We start from the raw sequence: 21725 nt of genomic DNA, 5'->3' as shown, positions 1-21725 counted from the left end.
TATGATATGGAGAAAGACGATCAATTAGCTCTGTTTTTATAATCGAACTCGGGTTCAAAATAATTGGCAGTTTCAAATGGAAACTTAATAAAAATGAAAAGACAATTATCATCAAAAGACATTAAAGACTTAAAATACCAATGTAGGATGGGCTATATCATCCCCTTTTTCTTTTTTATGATTGGTTCATTTTTAGTTCTTGCTATTCTTGATTTCTTTTTGCTTGATACTCCTTTAAAAAATGAGTTTATGGCTCTTACCCTCATAGCTATGTTTGCGATCTCAATTCTGATTAATTATCAAATGAATAGAAAATATTTAATTGATATTAGAAATAATGAAAAAGTACTAATACCTAAAACCATACAAAGAAAAGAGTCCAAAACAGATTATGAAGCCGGAAGTGGTAATAGGTCTACCCTACCACACAATAATCCAATGAAGAGTTTTATACACTACAGTTTAATCATTGAAAATACTAGATTTCGAGTGGACAAAGAGTTGTTTGAAAGCTGTAAAGATGGCGATGAAGTGTTTTTCCATATGGCACCAAAAAGCAATTTCCGATTGAGTATTCAATTAAAATAGATTTGGAAATCATTGCTTAGTTGTATTTACAGAACGCTGCGCCGCAGCTCAATAAAAAACATGAGCATGCTTTTTATAAATAGATTGGTGCGCTGCACCAAATTCCTAAAGATGAGCATCTGTAGTTTGTATTTATTAAAACATTCAGAACCAAGTACAATTTCTTTCCAAGGTACAGCGTACTATTCTATTTATCATTTTATCTATTTCATAGCATCGGTATTAGAGGAGGCTATCTTATAAAATAGGTATAGGTTCATAGCATCATGCCTCTAAATAAAAAATTCAATTTTGTAGGACGAGTTGCCTTGTAAAATGAGTTTTGATTATAGTCAAAGAAAAATATTTGATTTTATTGTTAGTGCTGTCTAACTATATTCGTATTTTTGCATAAAAAACATGATGTACAGCATAGAAGGATTAGTAAATATCATACTCAATAAAAGCGAACAGCTGGAAGAAAAAATCAAACAGGAGTCTGACTTAAAGAACCTAACCATTAAGCAACTCCACTGCATAGAACTGATTCATGAAATTGAAAACCCTACCTTATCAGAACTAGCAATAAAACTTGAAATTTCAAAGGCTTCTACTTCTGCAATGCTCGACAGACTTGAAGAGAATGGTTTTATAAAAAAAGTAAAATCAGATAATGATAGACGTTCAGCACATGTACATCTTTCTGAAAAGGGCGACAAAGCAGCACATCTACATACTGATTTACATATGCAGTTTGCCAAGCAACTAACCGATGGTCTAACCGAATCTGAAAAAGAAATCTTGATAGTTCTTTTAAACAAAGCCATTCTTTCGATTATATAAATACAATAAATAGTTAGCTATAACTAATAATATAGACCAATTTAATTATGCAAGCATTTCAGAATAGATATTGGAATTCCTTTGCCAAAAAGTATGACCAGTTCATTGCTAAATATGCACAGAATACTTATAACAAATCCATAGCCCTCATTAAAAAGGAATTAAAAAATAATGATGAAGTATTGGAAATTGGAACTGGAACCGGAATCATTTCTTTTGCTATTGCCACAGAAGTAAAAAGGATAATAGCCACCGATTATGCTCCAGCCATGATTGATATTGCGCTTAAAAAACAGAAACGAAATAATATTCAAAATATTAAATTCAAACTTGGCTCTGCCAAAGAAATAGATAGTATTGAAGAGGTATTTGATATAGTCATCGCTTCTAATGTATTTCATTTAATACCCAAAGCCAGTGAAGCATTATTGGAAATAAAAAGAGTAATGAAATCAGAAGGGAGAGTAATTTTGCCAACCTACTGTCATGGACAAAATATTAAAAGTAGAATGGTTTCTACTTTTATGTCTCTATCTGGTTTTAAGGCTGCAAACAAATGGTCTATTGCTAGTTATAGAGACTTTATTAAAAACGAAGGATTTATCATAATAAAAGAAATAATAATTGAGGACAAAATTCCATTGTCATTTATTATTGCAAAAAAAGAAGCTAAAAATGGATAAAAATAAAGCAGGTTATTTAGAAGGAATCATATCGATACTGGTAAACACAGGACTTTTCGGATTGAAATTATGGGCTGGAATCGTATCTGGTTCTATTGCTTTAACAGCAGATGCATGGCATACTTTATCAGATTCAATGAGCTCCATTATTGTCATTCTAGGCATAAAACTTTCTTCCAAAAAAGCAGATAAAGATCATCCCTTCGGCCATGGCAGATGGGAACAGATTGCCGCTATATTTATCGGGTTCCTTTTGGCATTAATTGCTTTTGACTTTTTTAAAGATTCTATTTTTCAGTTTAATACCAAAGAAAGTGCAAACTTTGGAACCTTGGCAATTGTGGTAACCATTATATCTATAGTACTTAAGGAAGGTTTGGCTCAATATGCATTCTATGTGGCTAAAAAAACAAACAATCTCTCTGTAAAAGCCGATGGCTGGCATCACCGCACAGATGCATTATCTTCTGTAGTCGTTCTTATTGGTATATTTTTTGCAGATCGATTTTGGTGGATCGACAGCGTTTTAGGCATCATCATTGCAGGTATGCTTTTTTATGCCGCCTATGAAATTATTAAAGACGCTATAAACAAATTATTAGGAGAAACGCCAAGCGAAGAATTGATAACGAAAATTGAGCAAATAATAAAAGAAATTGATAATAAGAATTATTATGCTCATCACTTTCATATTCATAATTATGTGAGCAGTCAAGAGCTCACTTTTCATATAAAAGTGGACAATAATATGAGTGTTTGGGATGCCCATTTAATTGCAACTAAAATTGAGAATAAAATAAAAGATTTAATGAATATGATAACCACCATTCATATTGAACCTAAAAGCTTTGAACATGATGCTGATTAAAAGTAAAGCTAGAAACTTAGGATAGCAAAAGTTAGCATCGTAAAACTCTTTTTTTTGAAAAACAACTAATAACCTTTAAATATTCTAAGAAAAAAAATACAAAATAAAGGTTCATCCACCTATAACTGAGAATTAGGAGAGTATTTACTTCCTTAATTAAAATATTGAACCTATAATCCAGTTTGGTTGAGCAATGTTTCGTCTTTCACTTTATACCAATTAAATATCAAACACCCGACAAATGCATCATTATATAAGTCGGTGTGCATTATGCTTTTTACATTGATGTTGTTGATATTATTCTTAACAAAATCATACAACCATTTTTTAGTATTATCGAGATTATTAAAGACTTTATTTTTATAGAATTGTTTGATATAGGCCCACATCTTTTCTGAAGGGTTTAGTTCAGGTGTATAGGGCGGAATTCTAATCAATTTTATATTATCTGGAGTATCGTATTGTTTTAAAGAGTGGAATCCTGCATTATCGATAATTATGATCTTTAGTTCTTTAGATTTGTACTTCGAGAATTCAAGTAAATAATTATAGAATATCTCACTAGTGGTTCCTTCTATCTCATAAATAAAATAGCCTCCACCTATCGATGAAAATCTTCCGTATAAATATGTATTTTTAAAGGCATGTTGATATTTTATTATTGACTTAATTCCTTTTGCTGTGAAGCATCTTCCTACATGGGTCATTAAACCAAACTTACTCTCGTCTTGAAAGTAAAGATTAACAGAATCAGATCTATCTTTATTTAGACTTATTCTAATATCATTTAGTAAGGCTGGTAGTTTTTTTAAAGGCCTTAGTGGCCTGATCATTTTTTTTATAATGAGATTTTCTTGGAGATTTAAGCTTACTCCGAAAATTCCTAATCAAATACATCCTAAATATATTGTATTTCAATTCAATATTGAATTCATTTTTCACCCATTCAACGGCACCCTTGTAATTTAGCAAGGGATCGGTGCTATTATTCAATTTTGCCTCTAAATCTTTTTGAATATGACTGGGAACAACTTCTCTGCGCTTTCCGCCATTTGAAATGACCAACATTTTTTCTATCCCAAATTCTTTATACACCATAGTTCAACTATACAATGTCTTAGGGCTTAGTCCTAAAAAATCTGATAATTCTTCTCTTGATTTATACTTCTTCTTTTTGGTTGGGATTAGGCTCATTATTCGCAGCCTCTTACGGTAATTTTTACACTTTTTATACTTGTAGTTTAGCTTTGATAAACTCTCTGTAATTAATATTTCTGCTCGTTTTCCCTTTCTTCAAATACACAAAATATATCAGTAATATGGTAATATAATTGGTATTAAAGCTGTAGTCAAATAGTTACTAAAGATAGCTTTAGTGATTGCAAAATCAGGCTTGCCTCTTATAGGGGGTAAGAACTAGAATGCAGAATGTAATTTGATAGACTTTAGATAAATAACGAATTGCTTAAGTTTGTTTAAAACTTGCTTTAGAATGAGAATTTATATGCCTTTTGGTAATGAATGTTCTAATAATACCAATTGTATCATTTATAGGTTAACTATTTCTCCAAAACCAGTCGAAAGCCTAAATAGTCATACGATTGTGTGGGTGGAAAAGAAAAGCGAAAACCATTCCTGCAGAAGCTCGCTTTGCTAGTATAGCCTCCCCCACGACAAACTCGAGTTTTTCCTGTCTCAGGCCCTTGGGGATTCTTCAATGGAGATTCTTTATAATACCCAGCTGCATACCAATCACTGCACCATTCCCATACATTCCCCGACATATCGTGAATTCCTAATTGATTAGCATCCAACTCTCCTACCTGTTTTGCCTTACAATTATTATCTTTTAATTGCTCATTACTAAACCTTGTTGTCAAAATGCTGTCACCAGAGTTTCTCCAGTACCAAGCATAATTGTTGATGGAATTTCCACCACTATATTTAAAAGGTACTGAACTCAATTTATGGCCTCCTCTGGCAGCGTACTCCCATTCCGATTCTGTAGGTAGCCTGTATTTTTTTTGAGTTAAGCCATTTAGTAATTTGAGGAATTTTTGCACATCCTCCCAACTCACATTTTCAACTGGAAGTCTATCACCTGTGGATTGGCTAGGATTCGTTCCCATTACCATTTCCCATTGAAACTGAGTAACTTCATATTTACCAATATAAAAATCATCTAATTCTACCGAATGTAATTGAGCATTTTCTTTACTTCCTTCACATCCCATGATAAAACCACCCCCTTGCACCAAAACCATTTCTAAATTTAGATTCTCAAGGCTTAGTTGTTTTTTAGGGAAAAGTTCTAATGTGAGAGTATCTCCTTCAATTATCTCAATATACTTTGCTATTGTATCAGTACCTTTCTTCCAAGCTTTAATATTCAATTCTTGTTTTTCAAACGCTAAGATGTTAAAACTGCTGTATAGGGAGTCATTAATCAATATTGAAGCATCAGAATCTGTTTTTAATCGTAAATAGCCTTTCGCATTTTCGGTGCTTCGAATAATGACTACGTCAGGATTTTGAATAAGGGAATAATTAAAATAAACACTCTTCTTGGTTACTTTAATTTCTTCTTCTATGGTGAAATAGCCTTCTTTTTCAATTTTAAGTATGTGCTTATCTTTAGTAAGTTCTAGAGGACCATTTTGAGGATGGCATAATTGATTATCAATATACACTTCGGCATCTATTGGCTCAACATCGATATTAACAAAAAGTACTTGAGCAAAAATAGAATTTGTGAGCATACCAATAGCAAAGATGGTCAAATATAGAATTATCAGATTTACAGGTTTCATATAATTGTGGAATGGTGAAAATAATACGCAAGTTAAGGAATAATATAAAAACAAAAAAACCATGACAATGGCCATGGTTTTTTGTTTTATTTTTTTTGTTTACTACGCCACTCCAGCAATAATCAATCCTAGAATAAACAAGAGGTATACATTAATCCCCATAAAGTATTTGAAGATTAATTTTCTAGAATATTCTTCTTTGAATATTCTAGAAAATGCAACTAACATCACGACTAAGGAGAACGTTAATAATATCATTAATGTTACACTATTGAAAACGTGCATCAAAGGAAGTAATAAACTACTCACCACTGTGGCTGCTGTCCACACATAGGTAATTCCTTTCAATTGATTCTCATTATATATATCTGAGATGGTTGGAAAACCAGCTTTACTATAATCTGCTCCATTTTTCATGACCAATAGCCAGAAATGAGGAATCTGCCACATAAACATAAAGAAACCAAAAGCTAAGATTTGAGGGTCTAATAAAGAACCTCCCGCAGCCACATAACCAACCATCGGCGGAATAGCACCAATAACAGAACCTGGCACTACTGCAAAGGCAGATTTCCTTTTTAAAGGTGTGTAGAAAGCATTATACCATATTAATGCTAATAATCCTAGTTGCATAGCTTCAATTCCAGAAGCCCAAAAGAGTAAAAACGAGCCAGTTCCAGAAAGAATAAGCGCCACAAGTAAACCATGTGTTGGAGATAAAGCTCCAGATGGTATTGGACGATTTCTAGTTCTATCCATTTTAGCATCATGCTCATGCTCTTGATATTGATTTAAAGCAGCAGAGCCACTAGCTAAAAGAAAAATCCCAAGCAATACCCACCATAATGTTGCATCTACTTTAGCATCAACCATATAATAGCCCACAAAAGTAGTTAATGTAACAGCAAAGGTGATTCTCACTTTAGCCAACTCCATATATAACTTCAGATACTTTTTCATTACCATTTATTTAATACTTTTTAAGTAGGCATTAATTTGTTTCAACTGGTCTTCACTAATAGTTTGCTTGTATGAGATCATCACTTTTGGATAAGAATCTACTACCTCTGAATTGGGATCATATATTGACTTTTTAATATATTCTTCATCAGCAGTTACTGTCTTTTTACTGCCATCTGCAAAGGTGATGTTTCTTTCTGCTCCATATAAACCTTGAAAACTGGGGCCCACTAAACGAGTACCATTCAAACTATGACATGCAATACAGCCGTTGGCGGTTAAAACTTGTAAACCAGCTTCTATCGGACTCGCACCACTCAGATCCTCACCATACCATTCCTCATATTTTTCAGGACTTACCACCTCAGCTTTACTCAACATAAAACTATGACGCTCTCCGCAATATTCAGCACAAAGTATATCATAGGAACCCTCCTCATAAGCTTCAAACCACATTTTATTATTTACACCAGGTACTACATCCTCTTTCACCCTAAAAGCCGGAATATATAGACTGTGCAATACATCAGGTGAAAATAAATCAAGCACTACAGGTTTGTTGGTTGGCATAATAAGATTTGGGCTTACTTTTCCATTATCGTATTCAAATGACCAACTCCACATTCTTCCGGTAGCTTTGATATGAATGGCATCATCAGGAAATTCTCTCATTCCCTTATATCCTACCCATCCGTAATAAAACATGACGAATACCAATATAGTAGGAATCACTGTCCATAAAACCTCCAAACGCATATCTTCTTTAACATCTCTTGGTTTTGGATTATTTTTCTTACTAAACTTGATAACAAAATATACCATCACCACGGTGATGGCTACCAAGAAGAAGAGCGAAATCCCCAATATGACAATAAAAGCCATATCAACACCTTCTACAAAATTCGAAACATTATTCATAATTCTATCTATTTCTTTATTAATTCTCTATCTATATGCGTAATCTAAAAATGTAAGTATAATAAAAGAGCTAAAAACGGCTACAGTTACCAATAACAACCCAGTAAGCAACTTACTGTCAAATTTTAAATGCATATAATAGGCCAATACGACTCCAGCTTTAAAGGTGGCAATTAATAAAGCTATAGCAACAGCCATATTACCAAAATCTAAATAAGCTACAGTAATGGTTAACCAAGTCAATATAAGCAATACTACCCAAACTCTCAGGTTAGCAGCGTAACTAACTATATGATGATCTTCTTCGTGATTATTTTTATTGTTTTCCATAATTAGATAATTAAGTACATTAATGGGAATAAGAATATCCAAATTAAATCGACCAAGTGCCAATATAATCCGGCATTTTCATGAAATGCGAAATTATCGTAGGTTTGTTTTCCTTGATTAATTTCCTTAATCACAAAACCAATGATAATAGCTCCAATAATCACGTGCAACCCGTGTAGACCTGTCATGAAATAATAAAGCACAAAAAATAGGCGTTCTCCTCCAGGCATGGCTTCAAACATATCTCCTCCAGGGTATAATCCAATTTCGAACTTATGTCCCCACTCAAAATATTTATTCACCATAAAAACACCTGCTGCTAATATGGTAAACCACAATAATCCTTTAGCTAGGCGATAGTGTTTTTTTTGAATTGCAGTAATAGAAATAGCAACAGTTGCAGAGCTTGTAATTAATACTATTGTATTAATAGCTCCGATAAAAATATCAAGGTGTGCCGAACCTGCATGAAAATCCTCCATATTCATGTTTCGGTATATAGAATAGACTAAGAATAGTCCTCCAAATAATAGCAACTCAGTAAAAAGGAATAACCACATTCCTAATTTTGAGGCAGCATCGTCGCGGTGCTCGTCATGAGCGTGTTGTAAAGCTTCTGAACTCATTATCTTTCCTCCTTATTCTGATATTCGTAAGGGCCACTTGTTACAGTAGGAATTTCATCAAAATTCAATACTGTAGGTGGTGATTGTACAGTCCATTCTAAAGTTAAACCTCCCCAAGGATTTTTAGCTTCTTCTGCACTTATTTTCTTGGCCTTAAAGAAATTAATAATGACCATGATGAGACCAGTTACCAATATCCAACTTCCTACTGTTGAAATAATGTTGGGAACATGGAACTGAGGTAAATAGTCATAATATCTTCTTGGCATTCCCATAATTCCAACAACTAACATTGGAAAATAAAGGATGTTGAAACCAGTGAACATCACCCAAAATGCAATGGTAGCTTGTTTTACGTCATACATTTTCCCATAAATTTTAGGAAACCAATAGTATAATGCTGCAATAAAGGCAAATCCAGTACCTCCAAACATCACATAATGAAAGTGCCCCACAACAAAATAGGTATCATGTAAGTGCACATCAGTTGCTAATGCTCCAACCACCAAACCTGTTAAACCTCCAATGAGGAAAAGGAAAATAAATCCAAGTGCAAAGAGCATAGCTGGTTTTAAATCGATAGAACCACCATACATGGTAGCCAACCAGTTGAATACTTTAATAGCACTAGGAATAGCCACTATGAAGGTAAGAATAGAGAAAATAATTCGAGCAGAACCACTCATTCCTGAGGTGAACATATGGTGTCCCCAAACAGTGTATCCTACAAAAGCAATAAACAAACTAGAAAAAGCAATGGCTTTGTATCCAAAAATCTTTCTTTGAGAAAAAGTTGGAATGATTTCTGAAATCACTCCCATAGCTGGCAAAATCATTACATAAACAGCAGGGTGGGAATATATCCAGAACATGTGCTGATATAAAATCGGGTCACCTCCTAAAGAAGGGTCGAATAAACCAACGCCTAAAAACCGCTCTGCTACAATCATTAATAAAGTGATACCCACAATTGGAGTAGCTAATAGCTGAATCCAAGCTGTGGCATAAAGCCCCCAAGCAAATAGTGGCATACGCATCCATGTCATTCCTGGTGCACGCATTCGGTGCATGGTGACCAAAAAGTTAAGCCCCGTTAGAATAGAGGAGAATCCCAAGATAAAAGCTGCTAATACTGACATGCTCACGTTTGTACTTGTATTCACGCTATAGGGCGCATAGAAAGTCCAGCCTGTATCAGCTGGTCCATCACCAAATACCAATGTAGAAAGGGCAAAAAAGGCACCAATTACATATAAGTACCACGATAAAAGGTTAACTCTCGGGAAAGCTACATCCTTAGCTCCAATAATAATGGGAAGGATTAGATTCCCAAATACTGCTGGAATTCCAGGAATAATAAAAAGGAAAATCATGATGACGCCGTGCAGTGTAAAAGCACTGTTATAAGTATTGGCATCAATATATTGACCTCCAGGCTCTAACAGCTCTAATCTCATTAAAAGACCAAGTGCTACTCCTACCATAAAAAAGGAGATAATGGAATAGAAATAAAGCAGTCCTATTCGCTTATGGTCCGTTGATAGAATCCATTTAAAGATTCCTTTTCGGCCCCCAGTGTCCTCAAAAAAGTTTAATTGAGGCTTTGATGTAACATTGTCATCCATATTACTGTGTTGATTTTGGTTTTTTCTTTTTAAATGCTAAAACAAGGAATAACAATAAAGCCAAGGCCATAATGATACTTCCCGATATTTTTGTAATATTAAATACATATTTTTTTCCTTGAGGATCGTAGCTAAAGCAAAATTCAAGAACTTTGTTAATGGTTGGGCCGGAAATGCCCTGACTGGCTTCAACAATAGCCATTTTAAGGTCAAAAGGAAGAAAGTAAGTTCCATGCAAATAGCGAGTTACTTTTCCTTCAGGGCTAGTTACCATGATAGCTGCAGCATGTACAAAATCTTTACCTTCTCTCTTAAATTTGAAACCTAAGTTATCACTAGCTCTTGCAATGTTTAAGCTATCACCTGTTAACCAAATCCAAGCCTCATCATTTACTTCTTTGGTAAATGATTTCACATAATTATCTTTTTTCTTCGCACCTAGTGAAGGATAATCATCTTCGTTCATACTAATAGTTATAACTTGATAATCTTCTCCTAAAACTAAATCTGTTTTATTAATCACGTCAGCAACGCCACCCAATAATGGGGAACATAAACCTGGGCAATTGTAGTAGATGAAACAGAAAACGGTGGGTTTGTCGATTAGACTGGTAAGTTGAACACTATTACTGTCCCGATCTACCAAATAGATGTCTTTTGACATCAAAGTATCCAAATGCTCGTAAATACCAATCTGCGTGGTATTTTCAATGGCTATTTTTTCTTGAGCATTTAGAAAATTAAATAACGAGGCAAAAATAACGAAGCCTATTAGTTTGATTTTCATTTAGTTTTTGTTTTTATTCTATATATGCGATTATTTAGACTAAATAAACATTACAAAGAAATGCAAAAAAAAACGGATGAACAAAAAAGCATGTTCATCCGCTAGTACTTTAACACCTATTTAACAGGAACACTACTTACATTCTGTTCCTTGTGCTTCTTTAGCATTTGCAGGATTAGATCCAACAAGGCTCAAAACATAACTTGCCAATTGTTCGGTTTGTTTTTGAGTCATTTGATCTTTGTAAGGTGTCATTCCTTTTGCAGGAACTCCATTCTTAATCACAGCTATGGTTTTTGTGAAATCACAACCATGAATAGAAAAATGATCTGTCAGATTTGGCCCAATTGCATTCCCTTCTCCATTCATACCATGACAAGCAAAACAAGCTTTGCCAGTAAAAAGTTCTTTACCAGCAGCTAAGTCAGCTGGGTCGGTAGAAGCAGTTGTAGAAACAGGAGGAGCAGCTGCAACGCGCTTAGCTTGTGCTTTGGCTTCGATGGCCATTTCTTGCCTAAATTCATCTTCTTGCAGAGGTCCTGCATCAGTCATATGGAAATAAATCCAATAACCTATTGAGAATAATACACTAAGATAAAACACATACATGATCCACGGTGGTGGTGGGTTATCTAATTCTTGAATACCATCAAATTCATGGCTATCAATCACTTTTCCTTGTTGATATTTTACATCGTCGCTCATATCTATAATCTTTATAATTCTTTAATCATTTCATTATCTGAATACGAATCAATTTCATCTTTAAGTGGCATTTCGCTTATGGAAGTATAGTAAGAGTTTTTCATTTTAAAAACGTAATATACAATAGCCAAGAATATGGCAAAGAAAAACACAAATGATATGGATTGTGTCATTCCTATTCCTTCAATGTCACTTAAATATTTTATTGCAAGCTTCATATAGTATTCAATTAAAATTGGGAGAAGGTTTCGCTTCTCCCAATTGATTTTCTATTTATTTTTCTGCAGAGATACCACTTCCTACTTTGTGCATATAAGCAATTAAAGCAATAATTTCAGTATCGGCTTTAGCACCAGGAATGTCTTTTGCTACGTCTTGTGCTTGAGTTTGCAAATGACCTATGGCTTCTTGGGCAAATCCTTCTGGATATGGAACACCTAGGAATTGCATCACTTCAATTTTACGCTCTAAGCTACTATTATCAATCTTTGTATCATATAACCATGGATAAGAAGGCATCAAAGAACCTGGAGATGTGCTAGATGGGTCCATCATATGGTTATAATGCCAAGCACTAGATTTATACATTTTACTGTTCATATCACCAGTACGTGCCAAATCTGGACCTGTACGCTTAGAACCCCACTGGAATGGGAAGTCATAAACAAATTCACCAGCTTTAGAATAATCTCCATAACGTTCTACTTCAGAACGGAATGGTCTTACTTGTTGCGAGTGACAGTTATAACAACCTTCACGGATATAAATATCTCTACCTTGTAATTCTAAAGGAGAATAAGGCGTTACTGTTGCAATAGTTGGAATATTAGATTTGACTGTAATCATAGGAATGATTTCAACGGCACCACCAATAGCAACTGCAATAACAGCCCATATAGTAAACTGAACAGGCTTTCTTTCTAACCACCCATGAATGGTTTCACCCGCCACTCGTTTTTCTGATTCTACATGTAAAGCAGGCGCACTAGTTTCTTCATCTCCGATGAAATTACCAATAGCCATCGTTTTATACAAGTTATACATCATCATTAAGAAACCAATCATATATAGAAGGCCACCAAAAACTCTTGTGATATAGAGTGGTACAATCTGGATAACAGTCTCCAAGAAATTAGGATAAGCTAACATACCTTCATCATTGAATTCTTTCCACATTAAACTTTGAGTGACACCAGCCCAATACATAGGGATAGCCCAGAATAACATACCAATAGTAGCAATCCAGAAGTGTGTATTGGCTAATTTTTTACTAAAGATTTTAACACCATATAATCTAGGTACTAACCAATAAAGCATACCGAATGTTAATAACCCATTCCAACCCATACCACCAATATGAGTATGTGCTGGTGTCCAGTCAGTAAAGTGACTGATGGCATTTACGTTCTTTAAGGAAAGCAAAGGCCCTTCAAATGTTGCCATTCCATATGCAGTAACCGCAACAACAAAGAATTTCAGAATAGGTTCTTCTTTTACTTTATCCCATACACCACGTAGAGTTAATAAACCATTAATCATACCTCCCCAACTAGGAGCAATCAACATAATACTAAACACAACGCCTAAAGTTTGTGCCCAATCTGGCAAAGCTTGATATAAAAGGTGATGAGGACCAGCCCACATATATAAGAATATTAATGACCAGAAGTGTATAATAGATAGTTTATAAGAATAAACAGGTCGATTAGCTGCTTTTGGTAAGAAGTAATACATTAATCCTAGGAAAGGAGTAGTAAGGAAGAATGCAACTGCATTATGACCATACCACCATTGTACTACCGCATCTTGAACACCGGCATATACAGGATAAGATTTGAATAATGAAACTGGAATTTCAATAGAGTTAACAACATGAAGTAATGCTACAGCAGTCCAAGTAGCAATATAGAACCAGATAGCCACATAAATATGTTTGGTTCTTCTTTTAATTAAGGTCCCTGTAATATTAATACCAAAGGCAACCCAAACTATTGCAATAGCCAAATCGATAGGCCATTCTAGTTCTGCATACTCTTTACTCATGGTGTATCCAAGAGCTAAAGTAATGGCAGCTGCTACAATGATCAATTGCCATCCCCAGAAATGGAAACGTCCAAGCGCATCACTGAACATTCTTGTTTTTAATAGCCTTTGCATTGAATAATAAACTCCCGTAAAGATGGCATTTCCTACAAATGCAAAAATAATGGCATTGGTATGGATAGGTCTTACTCTACCAAATGTCAAAAACGACAGTTCGAAATTAAATGCGGGAAAAGGAAGCTGTAAAGCTATCAGCAGCCCTACTAATATCCCGACTATACCCCAAATGATAGTGGCATGCATAAACAGCCTCACTATCTTGTTGTCATAGCTAAATTTTTGATTTTCCATAATCACTCATTTTCATTATTTGATGAATCTTTAATTTCTGGTGTTGAATTTTCAGGAACCACATCATCGTCAAATAGAGCTCTGACAGATGGAGTATACGAGTCGTCGAATTGTCCCGATTTTACAGCCCATATAAATGCGATGAGAAAAATCCCCGCCACAAACGAACTTACTGTAATTAATACAAATAAAATGGTCATAAATAATTTAGGTATTTCGATTCCTGAATCGCAAATGTATAAATATTTTGTTAAAAATAACAAAAATTTGTCACATCAAATCCATTTACCTTAAAAATAAATTAGGTACCTAAATAGCTAGAATAGAGCAAAAGATGTATATATTTGAATTTCAGTATTTTATTTAGAATAAATCAATTAAGCCAATTTTTTCTGATCTGATATCATGGCACTAATATTTGTAGCTAAAGTTACAAAAACCACTACTGTAACAGAGCTAACAGGCATTAAAATTGCTGCAACAATTGGGGTTAGCAGACCATCTATCGCAAAAGTTAATCCTATTGAATTATAAAGCAAAGAAATCAAAAAGCTAATTTTCACCACTCGTATGCTGCTTTTCGAAAATCTGATATATCGATATAAGGATTTAAACTTACCAGACTCCATAATGCCATCGCATGCTGGTGAGAAATTATAAATATCGTCGGCAATGGTAATACCCACATTACTTTGATTGAGTGCTCCTGCATCGTTGAGTCCATCACCAATCATTAATACATTTTTCCCTTCTGCTTGTAAGGCTCTGATATAATCTAATTTATCAGCTGGCTTTTGGTTGAAGTGCAGATATTTATTATCCTTAAACCAATGCATTAAGCGTTTTCTTTCGCCTTCATTATCACCTGAGATAAGATGTACCTCATATTTCTTTTTGAGTTGAGAGATAATTTCCGTGAGCCCATCTCTATATTTATTTTCTAAACTGAAGTAGCCTAAATATTGATCATTAATAGAAATATATACTCTAGACATAAATTCGTCGGCTGGCTTTACAACAGCGCCAATATAAACAGCAGATCCAATCTTTACTTTTTGCTGATTAATGAAGCCCTCCACTCCTTTTCCAGCTATTTCTTTATAGGAATCCACATAATGTGAATCTAAATTACTTAAATGCTGATATAATGCAACACTCAAAGGATGTGTAGATTGACGAGCTATGCTTTTAATAAATGATAATTGTTCTCTAGTGGGCTCTACTCCATTAAAATTGATATCCAAAGCATTACTTTGGGTAATGGTTCCGGTTTTATCAAATACAATAGTATCTATTTTTGATAGATTCTCTATCACCTGACTATTTTTGAGGTAGAACCCTCGTTTTCCATAAATACGAAGACTATTTCCATAGGTAAAAGGAATAGACAAAGCCAAAGCACATGGGCAGGCTACAATAAGCACAGCCGTGAAGATAGAAACAGCTCGGGGCGCATCAATAAAGAACCAAACAATCATGGTAATTAATGCCAAGCTAATTACAATAATGGTGAACCATTTACTGATTCTATCCACCATATTATTAAGCGTTTGCTTAGGAATAATGCCACCCTCACTCTGATTCCAGAGTTTCGTTAAACTACTCTGGTCTACAGACTTATTCACGGTTAATTCAAGTGCTGCTCCAAGCTGTTTACCACCTGCGTAAACAGGTTCTCCCACTAACTTGTTCACCGCATTTGTCTCTCCAGTAACAAAACTATAATCTATATTGGCTACTCCTTTAACTAAAGTAGCATCCACAGGAATCAACTCATGGTGGCGAACTAGTATTCTATCACCCTCCACTAAATCTTTTATTTGTGTAACTTCTTCTTTTTCATCAACAATTTTGGTAATAGCAATGGGAAAATAAGATTTATAATCTCTATCAAAAGCTAGGGCTTGATAAGTTTTGTTTTGGTACCACTTCCCTATCAATAAAAAGAAAATGAAACCTGCAAAAGAATCCATATAGCCTGTACCACTATTACTTAATATTTCGTAGGTCGATTGACTAAAGAGTGCAATAATACCGATTGAAATGGGTAAATCAGTATTGATGACTCCATGAACCAAATTCTTGTATGCAGAAAGCAAATAGTCTCTGGCACTATAAATGAGTACAGGAAGGGCGAACAATAGGTTTAAGAAATTAAAGAATCGTTGCAAAGCAGGCTCTACTCCTTGTTCTCCAGCCAAATAATCGGGAAAACTTAGAAGCATAATATTACCAAAGGCAAAACCAGCTACCCCTAATTTAAAAAGTAGTTTTCGGTCTTCTTTTTTCGCCGATTTTTTATCCATATTATCCAAAGTAATCATTGGTGTATAATGGATACTGGCCAAAAGTTCAACAATTTGCCGAAGGCTGATGAGTTCCTCCTTAAAAGTGACACTCACTTCTTTTTTAACGAAATTTACCATGGAATAGGTAATTCCAGAGTTTAAGGTGTTTAAATGCTCTAGAAGCCAAATACAAGAGCTACAATGGATAGCGGGAATATAAAACGTGATTTTGGAATAATCGCCATCTTTAAATTCTAAGAGCTTTTCTTTTATTGTTTCATCATCAAGGTAAGCAAATTTAGTCCCAAATTCAGGCTCATCCACTCTAACTCCAGGATTTTTCTCCATCTCATAATAAGTATAGAGTTTATTCTCATTGAGTAATTGATAGACTGTCTTACAACCATTACAACAAAATGGTTTCTCTTCCCACATAATGGGGTATTTACCGCAATCCTCACCACAGTGAATACATTTTTGGTTTTCTTTTGCCATGATCAAAAAAGAGCGAATACGTTGATGATAAACATATTCGCTCTTATTCTATTTTTTTCAATTATTTACACTCTTCGCCTTCAGCAGCTTTTGCATTTGCAGGATTAGAACCTTTTAAACTAACTATAAACTTAGCCAATGCTTTAACTTCCTCTGGTTTTAACTGTGCCTCGTAAGGGACCATTGCTGTTCCAGCAACACCTTTATTAATAACACTAATAATCTCTTCTTCACTACAACCATGTTTTGTAAAATTATCAGTCATATTTGGACCTAATGCATTTCCTTCTGCATTCATGCCATGACATGCAAAACATGCTTTAGCTTGGAATAAAGCTTTTCCAGCTTCTATATCATCCCCAACAGGATTCATATTCGTAGCATCATTTGGGTTATTAATCATAGCAAATGCCATCATTGGCAAAACCAAAGCTAGACTGAAAAGAATTTTAATTGATTTTTTCATTTTTGTATTATTTAAGTAATTTAATTCCTATTAAACGTGGTACAAAGGTAAAACAATCATCTAAAAAAACATATAAATTGTGTATTTTGATATCACACTTAATATCAGTAACATATGGTTTTGTCAAAAAAATTCTATTAAAATATTATAAAAAAACGCAGACCTATTTAGACTAAATAAGAATAAAATAAAAAATTATTTATCTTTACCGCACAAAAAACCTATATAAACAACCTATTTTCTTAAAACCTATTTTGCTACAACTTTTGTAGTGAAGAAAATACTTTATAAATATGATAAAAAAAGTACTTGTCGCGAACAGGGGTGAAATTGCCATCAGAGTAATGCGTTCCTGCCGCGAGATGGATATTCGATCAGTTGCTGTTTTTTCAGATGCCGATCGTTCTTCCATGCACGTGAGATATGCCGATGAAGCTTATCACATTGGCCCCTCACCCTCCTCTGAAAGCTATTTGGTTATTGACAAAATTATTGATGTAGCTAAAAAATCAGGAGCTGATGCTATACATCCTGGTTATGGTTTCTTATCAGAGAATGCAGAATTTAGCGATAGATGCAAAGCAGAAGGTATTGTATTTATCGGACCCGATTCTCATGCGATAAATACCATGGGAGACAAAATCACTTCCCGTAAAAAGATGATTGCTGCTGGTGTTCCAGTAGTGCCAGGTACGACTGAACCTATTGTTGACGAAGATGAAGCCATTAAAACCATTCATGAAATAGGCCTTCCGGTGATGATTAAAGCCTCTGCTGGTGGTGGTGGTAAAGGAATGAGGTTGGTGAAGAAAGAATCTGAGATTTTAAGTTCCATTAGAGCTGCTCGTTCCGAAGCCTTGAATTCTTTTAGCAATGATGCTGTTTATATTGAGAAATATATTGATTCACCTCACCATATCGAATTCCAAATTTTAGCCGATAACCATGGAAATGCCGTTCACCTATTTGAAAGAGAATGCTCGGTACAAAGAAGACATCAGAAAGTAGTGGAGGAAACGCCCTCTCCTATTATGACTGCAAAAGTAAGAGAAGAAATGGGAAAACATGCAGTGGCAGCTGCCATGGCAGTAAATTATTCAGGTGCAGGTACAATTGAGTTTATTACCGATAATGACCTGAATTACTATTTCTTAGAAATGAATACCAGACTTCAAGTGGAACATCCCATTACTGAAAGAGTAGTTGGAGTGGACTTGGTGAAACAGCAGATCAATATTGCCAATAATGAAGTTCTTAAACTGAAACAAGAAGAACTACGTCAAAATGGTCATGCCATAGAATGTAGAATTTATGCGGAGGATGCCGAAAATAATTTCATGCCTAGCCCTGGAGTCATCAAGCATATGAGCGAACCTTTAGGTCTTGGCATTCGTCATGATGGCTATGTTTATGAAGGATTTGAAATCCCTATATTTTATGACCCTATGATTTCGAAACTGATTGCATGGGCTGAAACTCGTGAAGAAGCCATTGAAAGAATGAGAAGAGCCCTTTATAATTATAAGATTACAGGCATTAAAACTTCCATGAAATTCTTAGAACGAATTATGGAAACCCCTGATTTTGTTAATGGGAAATATAACACTCATTTTGTTGAGGATAATTTTGACTTCCTTATGACCCAACCGGTTTATGAGGGCGATAATGAGGACGTGGCCATCATTACTGCATTTATTAATTACACAGATAAATTAGATAAAATGCAGCCAGAACCCATCAAGAAAAATATGGCCAAGAACTGGAAAGACTTCGGAAGAAAGAGAAGTATATTAAGATTATAATTTCAACCTAAATAAAAATTATGTTAGAAGTAAAAGTAGGCGAACGTTATGCTAAAGTGAAGCTGATGAGTCGCGATGGAAACAAAATCCAGATTAAGGTTGATGAAAAAGTATACAATCTTGATGTATTGGAAGTGGAAAAAGGTGTTTATTCCATCCTAAAAGACAACCGTTCCTATAATGTGGAATTGGTAGAAGGAAATAATGCCAAAGAATTTACAGTGAATACCTATGAAGAGACCTTTGACATCAGTATTATTGATGCCGAAACTCGATATTTAATGAACCGCGGTGGCGAAGATGCCGATGATGGAGATAAAGCCATCAGCAGTCCAATGCCTGGTAAAGTGGTGAGTATCCCAGTTAAGGTGGGAGATGAAATTCCAGAAGGAACCACCGTTGTTATTGTTGAAGCTATGAAGATGCAAAGCGAATACAAAGTAAAAGTGGACCGTGTGGTAAAAGAAATCTTAGTAAAAGAAGGTGATGCCATTGATAGTAATCAACCATTAGTGATTGTAGAATAGCTGTAAACTGATTTAAAAAAGAAAAAATGGACAAGATAAGAGAAGAAAAATTCAACTTATTAGATAAAAATAACAAAGAAGCTGAACTCGGAGGAGGTCAGGACAGAATAGATCGCCAGCACCAGGCAGGACGTAAAACTGCTCGTGAACGCATAGCTGACTTGCTGGACAAGGGAACATTTGTAGAGTTGGACAAGTTTGTGACCCACAAAACCACCGACTTCGATATGGATAAATCCAAATTCCTAGGCGACGGTGTAGTTACGGGTTATGGTAAAGTAGATCGCAGATTGGTTTACGTTTTTGCTCAAGATTTTACCGTTTTTGGTGGTTCTTTAAGCCGCACCAATGCTGATAAAATTATTAAAGTAATGGATTTGGCCATGAAAATGGGGGCTCCTGTTTTAGGTCTCAATGATTCCGGAGGTGCTCGTATTCAAGAAGGCGTTGAAAGCTTAGCTGGATATGCCGATATTTTTTACCGCAACGTGATGAGTTCTGGTGTGATTCCTCAGATTTCTGCAATCCTAGGCCCTTGCGCTGGTGGTGCTGTTTACTCTCCAGCCATAACCGATTTCATTATGATGGTGAAAGAAACCAGTTATATGTTTGTCACTGGTCCAGAAGTGATTAAAACAGTAACTCACGAGGAAGTAACCAAAGAAGAACTGGGTGGTGCCATGACTCATAATAGCAAAAGTGGTGTCGCACACCTCACTGCTGATGACGATGAGCAAGCCATGATGATGCTGAGAGAGCTATTGAGCTTCTTGCCATCGAATAATATGGAAGATCCTCCAGTGAAAGTATGTACCGATGATGTAAATAGACTAGACAAATCGCTTAATGAATTGGTACCTACCGATCCTAACAAGCCTTATGATATGATGGATTTGATTCATTCTGTGGTGGATCAAAAGCATTTCTTCGAAATCCAACCCCATTATGCCAAGAATATCATCATTGGATTTGCCAGGATGGCCGGTAAACCGGTGGGTATTGTAGCCAATCAGCCTGCCATGTTAGCTGGTGTTTTAGATATTGATGCTTCCACAAAAGCGGCTCGCTTTGTACGTTTCTGCGATGCTTTTAATATTCCTATCATCACCTTAGAAGATGTACCTGGGTTCTTACCCGGAACGGCTCAAGAATTTGGCGGAATCATTAAGCACGGTGCTAAATTACTATATGCCTTTGCAGAAGCCACTGTTCCAAAAATCACACTTATTACTCGCAAGGCCTATGGTGGTGCTTATGATGTAATGTCGAGCAAGCATATTGGAGCCGACGTGAACTTCGCCTACCCCACTGCTGAAATCGCTGTTATGGGACCTGATGGTGCCGTAAATATCATTTATAAAGGCAAACTCAATGAGGAAGAAAAAGCAAAAGCCGTAAAAGAATACCGCGACAATTTTGCCAGCCCTTATAAAGCAGCACAAATGGGTTATATTGATGAAATTATAAAGCCAGAAGAAACCAGAAAGAAATTGATTCAGGCTTTAGAAATGACCCAAACCAAATCGAAGGTAAATCCTGCTAAAAAACATGGGAATATTCCTTTGTAGGGAATTATAAATATTGTTTTTGATATATTAGTAACACAGCTATCATGAGCTGTGTTTTTTTATTACCCCGACATAAGCTGCAAGTCGGGAGACTTGAGCTACTCTTAACCAAATGACCAGTGGCTATAGATACAAGTAACACAGCTCTCCCGAGCTGTGACCTTTTATCTGAAAACAAAGCTACAAGTCGGGAGACTTGCGCTACTCTTAAGCATATGACTAGTAGCAATAGATACCAGTAACACAGCTCTCCCGAGCTGTGACCTTTTATCTGAAAACAAAACTACAAGTCGGGAGACTTACGCTACTCTTAAGCATATGACTAGTAGCAATAGATGCAAGTAACACAGCTCTCCTGAGCTGTGACCTTTTATCTGAAAACAAAACTACAAGTCAGGAGACTTGTGTTACTCTTAAGCATATGACTAGTAGCAATAGATACCAGTAACACAGCTCTCCCGAG

Annotated in this window: 21 protein-coding genes; 7 read left to right on the top strand and 14 right to left on the bottom strand. The window is 35.3% G+C overall.

Features of this window, described 5'->3' with window-relative positions; genetic code table 11:
• Positions 1-93 precede the first annotated feature (93 nt).
• The 4 genes from HNS38_RS17275 to HNS38_RS17260 all read left to right on the top strand — a co-directional run bounded on the left by HNS38_RS17275 (position 94) and on the right by HNS38_RS17260 (position 2961).
• Positions 94-588, top strand: a complete 495-nt coding sequence (locus tag HNS38_RS17275; protein WP_172283791.1) for a hypothetical protein — start codon at positions 94-96, stop codon at positions 586-588.
• Positions 589-987: 399 nt separating this feature from the next.
• Positions 988-1410 (top strand): MarR family winged helix-turn-helix transcriptional regulator, encoded by a 423-nt coding sequence (locus tag HNS38_RS17270; protein WP_172283789.1) that lies wholly within the window; start codon positions 988-990, stop codon positions 1408-1410.
• 47 nt (positions 1411-1457) lie between these two features.
• Positions 1458-2093: a class I SAM-dependent methyltransferase gene (locus HNS38_RS17265; RefSeq protein ID WP_172283787.1), complete on the top strand. Its 636-nt coding sequence runs from the start codon at positions 1458-1460 to the stop codon at positions 2091-2093.
• Positions 2086-2961: a cation diffusion facilitator family transporter gene (locus tag HNS38_RS17260; protein WP_172283785.1), complete on the top strand. Its 876-nt coding sequence runs from the start codon at positions 2086-2088 to the stop codon at positions 2959-2961. The genes HNS38_RS17265 and HNS38_RS17260 overlap by 8 nt, the downstream gene beginning before the upstream one ends.
• Before the next feature lie 170 nt (positions 2962-3131).
• Here the strand turns inward: HNS38_RS17260 and HNS38_RS17255 are convergent, their stop codons facing one another.
• The 14 genes from HNS38_RS17255 to HNS38_RS17185 all read right to left on the bottom strand — a co-directional run bounded on the left by HNS38_RS17255 (position 3132) and on the right by HNS38_RS17185 (position 17365).
• Positions 3132-3794: a transposase gene (locus HNS38_RS17255; protein ID WP_216663768.1), complete on the bottom strand. Its 663-nt coding sequence runs from the start codon at positions 3792-3794 to the stop codon at positions 3132-3134.
• Positions 3795-4520: 726 nt separating this feature from the next.
• Entirely contained in the window at positions 4521-5771 is a 1251-nt protein-coding gene (locus tag HNS38_RS17245; RefSeq protein ID WP_172283783.1) for a formylglycine-generating enzyme family protein, read from the bottom strand.
• Between the two features lie 102 nt (positions 5772-5873).
• Positions 5874-6731: a protoheme IX farnesyltransferase gene (locus tag HNS38_RS17240; RefSeq protein ID WP_172283778.1), complete on the bottom strand. Its 858-nt coding sequence runs from the start codon at positions 6729-6731 to the stop codon at positions 5874-5876.
• A gap of 6 nt (positions 6732-6737) precedes the next feature.
• Positions 6738-7649, bottom strand: coding sequence for a cytochrome c oxidase subunit II (gene coxB, locus HNS38_RS17235; protein WP_172283775.1), 912 nt, complete (start codon positions 7647-7649; stop codon positions 6738-6740).
• Between the two features lie 27 nt (positions 7650-7676).
• Complete coding sequence (locus HNS38_RS17230; protein WP_172283773.1) at positions 7677-7979, bottom strand: cytochrome C oxidase subunit IV family protein; 303 nt, start codon at positions 7977-7979, stop codon at positions 7677-7679.
• 2 nt (positions 7980-7981) lie between these two features.
• Positions 7982-8605, bottom strand: coding sequence for a cytochrome c oxidase subunit 3 (locus HNS38_RS17225; protein ID WP_172283771.1), 624 nt, complete (start codon positions 8603-8605; stop codon positions 7982-7984).
• The gene (locus HNS38_RS17220) at positions 8605-10230 is read right to left on the bottom strand and encodes a cbb3-type cytochrome c oxidase subunit I (protein ID WP_172283769.1); all 1626 of its coding nucleotides are present in this window, start codon (positions 10228-10230) and stop codon (positions 8605-8607) included. Before HNS38_RS17220 ends, HNS38_RS17225 begins: the two co-directional genes overlap by 1 nt.
• Before the next feature lies 1 nt (position 10231).
• Entirely contained in the window at positions 10232-11017 is a 786-nt protein-coding gene (locus HNS38_RS17215) for an SCO family protein (protein ID WP_172283767.1), read from the bottom strand.
• Positions 11018-11149: 132 nt separating this feature from the next.
• Complete coding sequence (locus HNS38_RS17210; protein WP_172283765.1) at positions 11150-11722, bottom strand: cbb3-type cytochrome c oxidase N-terminal domain-containing protein; 573 nt, start codon at positions 11720-11722, stop codon at positions 11150-11152.
• An 11-nt stretch (positions 11723-11733) separates the two neighbouring features.
• Positions 11734-11940, bottom strand: a complete 207-nt coding sequence (locus HNS38_RS17205; RefSeq protein WP_172283763.1) for a CcoQ/FixQ family Cbb3-type cytochrome c oxidase assembly chaperone — start codon at positions 11938-11940, stop codon at positions 11734-11736.
• Positions 11941-11995: 55 nt separating this feature from the next.
• Positions 11996-14116: a cytochrome-c oxidase, cbb3-type subunit I gene (gene ccoN, locus HNS38_RS17200; protein ID WP_172283761.1), complete on the bottom strand. Its 2121-nt coding sequence runs from the start codon at positions 14114-14116 to the stop codon at positions 11996-11998.
• Between the two features lie 2 nt (positions 14117-14118).
• Positions 14119-14316 (bottom strand): cbb3-type cytochrome oxidase assembly protein CcoS, encoded by a 198-nt coding sequence (ccoS, locus tag HNS38_RS17195; RefSeq protein ID WP_172283759.1) that lies wholly within the window; start codon positions 14314-14316, stop codon positions 14119-14121.
• Positions 14317-14493: 177 nt separating this feature from the next.
• On the bottom strand, positions 14494-16899 hold the full coding sequence (locus HNS38_RS17190) for a heavy metal translocating P-type ATPase metal-binding domain-containing protein (RefSeq protein ID WP_172283757.1): 2406 nt from the start codon (positions 16897-16899) through the stop codon (positions 14494-14496).
• A 61-nt stretch (positions 16900-16960) separates the two neighbouring features.
• The gene (locus HNS38_RS17185; RefSeq protein WP_172283755.1) at positions 16961-17365 is read right to left on the bottom strand and encodes a c-type cytochrome; all 405 of its coding nucleotides are present in this window, start codon (positions 17363-17365) and stop codon (positions 16961-16963) included.
• Between the two features lie 293 nt (positions 17366-17658).
• Between HNS38_RS17185 and accC the strand changes: the two genes are divergently transcribed.
• The 3 genes from accC to HNS38_RS17170 are packed head-to-tail and all read left to right on the top strand — an operon-like array spanning position 17659 to position 21262.
• Positions 17659-19167 carry an acetyl-CoA carboxylase biotin carboxylase subunit gene (accC, locus tag HNS38_RS17180; RefSeq protein ID WP_172283753.1) on the top strand — a complete coding sequence of 503 codons (1509 nt, stop codon included), beginning with the start codon at positions 17659-17661 and terminating at the stop codon, positions 19165-19167.
• Positions 19168-19187: 20 nt separating this feature from the next.
• Positions 19188-19694, top strand: coding sequence for a biotin/lipoyl-containing protein (locus HNS38_RS17175; protein ID WP_172283750.1), 507 nt, complete (start codon positions 19188-19190; stop codon positions 19692-19694).
• Between the two features lie 26 nt (positions 19695-19720).
• A complete protein-coding gene (locus HNS38_RS17170; RefSeq protein ID WP_172283748.1) occupies positions 19721-21262 on the top strand; it encodes an acyl-CoA carboxylase subunit beta in 1542 nt (513 codons plus the stop codon).
• Positions 21263-21725: the final 463 nt, after the last annotated feature.

The sequence above is a fragment of the Lentimicrobium sp. L6 genome (assembly GCF_013166655.1).
Taxonomy (GTDB): domain Bacteria; phylum Bacteroidota; class Bacteroidia; order Bacteroidales; family UBA12170; genus UBA12170.
Note: the sequence above shows the minus strand (reverse complement) of the source record. Positions and strands in the feature narration are given on the sequence as shown.

Bases quoted from the DNA above. Each gene is read 5' to 3' on its own strand.
- HNS38_RS17275 (WP_172283791.1), top strand. From the start codon at position 94: ATGAAAAGACAATTATCATCAAAAGACATTAAAGACTTAAAATACCAA.
- HNS38_RS17270 (WP_172283789.1), top strand. From the start codon at position 988: ATGATGTACAGCATAGAAGGATTAGTAAATATCATACTCAATAAAAGC.
- HNS38_RS17265 (WP_172283787.1), top strand. From the start codon at position 1,458: ATGCAAGCATTTCAGAATAGATATTGGAATTCCTTTGCCAAAAAGTAT.
- HNS38_RS17260 (WP_172283785.1), top strand. From the start codon at position 2,086: ATGGATAAAAATAAAGCAGGTTATTTAGAAGGAATCATATCGATACTG.
- HNS38_RS17255 (WP_216663768.1), bottom strand. From the start codon at position 3,794: ATGATCAGGCCACTAAGGCCTTTAAAAAAACTACCAGCCTTACTAAAT.
- HNS38_RS17245 (WP_172283783.1), bottom strand. From the start codon at position 5,771: ATGAAACCTGTAAATCTGATAATTCTATATTTGACCATCTTTGCTATT.
- HNS38_RS17240 (WP_172283778.1), bottom strand. From the start codon at position 6,731: ATGAAAAAGTATCTGAAGTTATATATGGAGTTGGCTAAAGTGAGAATC.
- coxB (WP_172283775.1), bottom strand. From the start codon at position 7,649: ATGAATAATGTTTCGAATTTTGTAGAAGGTGTTGATATGGCTTTTATT.
- HNS38_RS17230 (WP_172283773.1), bottom strand. From the start codon at position 7,979: ATGGAAAACAATAAAAATAATCACGAAGAAGATCATCATATAGTTAGT.
- HNS38_RS17225 (WP_172283771.1), bottom strand. From the start codon at position 8,605: ATGAGTTCAGAAGCTTTACAACACGCTCATGACGAGCACCGCGACGAT.
- HNS38_RS17220 (WP_172283769.1), bottom strand. From the start codon at position 10,230: ATGGATGACAATGTTACATCAAAGCCTCAATTAAACTTTTTTGAGGAC.
- HNS38_RS17215 (WP_172283767.1), bottom strand. From the start codon at position 11,017: ATGAAAATCAAACTAATAGGCTTCGTTATTTTTGCCTCGTTATTTAAT.
- HNS38_RS17210 (WP_172283765.1), bottom strand. From the start codon at position 11,722: ATGAGCGACGATGTAAAATATCAACAAGGAAAAGTGATTGATAGCCAT.
- HNS38_RS17205 (WP_172283763.1), bottom strand. From the start codon at position 11,940: ATGAAGCTTGCAATAAAATATTTAAGTGACATTGAAGGAATAGGAATG.
- ccoN (WP_172283761.1), bottom strand. From the start codon at position 14,116: ATGGAAAATCAAAAATTTAGCTATGACAACAAGATAGTGAGGCTGTTT.
- ccoS (WP_172283759.1), bottom strand. From the start codon at position 14,316: ATGACCATTTTATTTGTATTAATTACAGTAAGTTCGTTTGTGGCGGGG.
- HNS38_RS17190 (WP_172283757.1), bottom strand. From the start codon at position 16,899: ATGGCAAAAGAAAACCAAAAATGTATTCACTGTGGTGAGGATTGCGGT.
- HNS38_RS17185 (WP_172283755.1), bottom strand. From the start codon at position 17,365: ATGAAAAAATCAATTAAAATTCTTTTCAGTCTAGCTTTGGTTTTGCCA.
- accC (WP_172283753.1), top strand. From the start codon at position 17,659: ATGATAAAAAAAGTACTTGTCGCGAACAGGGGTGAAATTGCCATCAGA.
- HNS38_RS17175 (WP_172283750.1), top strand. From the start codon at position 19,188: ATGTTAGAAGTAAAAGTAGGCGAACGTTATGCTAAAGTGAAGCTGATG.
- HNS38_RS17170 (WP_172283748.1), top strand. From the start codon at position 19,721: ATGGACAAGATAAGAGAAGAAAAATTCAACTTATTAGATAAAAATAAC.